This is a genomic window from Thermoplasma sp. Kam2015 (assembly GCF_003205235.1).
In the GTDB taxonomy this organism is placed as follows: domain Archaea; phylum Thermoplasmatota; class Thermoplasmata; order Thermoplasmatales; family Thermoplasmataceae; genus Thermoplasma.
On the sequence record NZ_QJSM01000054.1, the window covers coordinates 1 to 563 of the forward strand.

Here is a 563-nt window from a genome sequence, read left to right on the forward strand (position 1 = left end):
GAGAAAGACAACGAGACGTTGATGACGTACGGAGTGAACGTTATATCCGAGTAATTGCCAACATTGATGCCTGTGCCATTGAAAACGTTAAGTGCCATCGATGCCTGGACAGACTTATTCGTCATTGCTGAAGAGAGATTGATCGATGCCACTGAGATGACCCTGATCGCGTAGGGATCGAAGGGTATGTTGTTGTAATAAGAATAAATGTATACGCTTCCGTTATCGTAGATGTTCTCGAATGCATCGATCGTAAGCGATGGGTACATGTTCAGGTGATGCATAGATATGAAAGATGCCCATGCATCGGATACGTTGTAGAACTGTGGCGTAAGAAAAATAGAGCCGTTGAAGAAATCGAGCGATGTGTTCGCGAGAACATACGTCTTATTGGAATCAGGATACGAACCGAAGATCTGTACATCGATCGTGGTGTTGTTGATGATTGATAATTCCCTCGATGCATTCGCTATATCTGTTATCGGATCATCGTACACGTAATAGTTTACACGCGGTCCGAGATCCAGGTTCTTCCTATGAAGCTGTGTTTGTGGATGAGAGGC

The 563-nt window shown here is 44.2% G+C and carries 1 protein-coding gene; it reads right to left on the minus strand.

Annotated elements, in window-relative coordinates:
* Positions 1–563, minus strand: a 563-nt coding sequence (locus DMB44_RS09440; RefSeq protein ID WP_161952133.1) for a hypothetical protein, incomplete at both ends; no start/stop codon positions are given.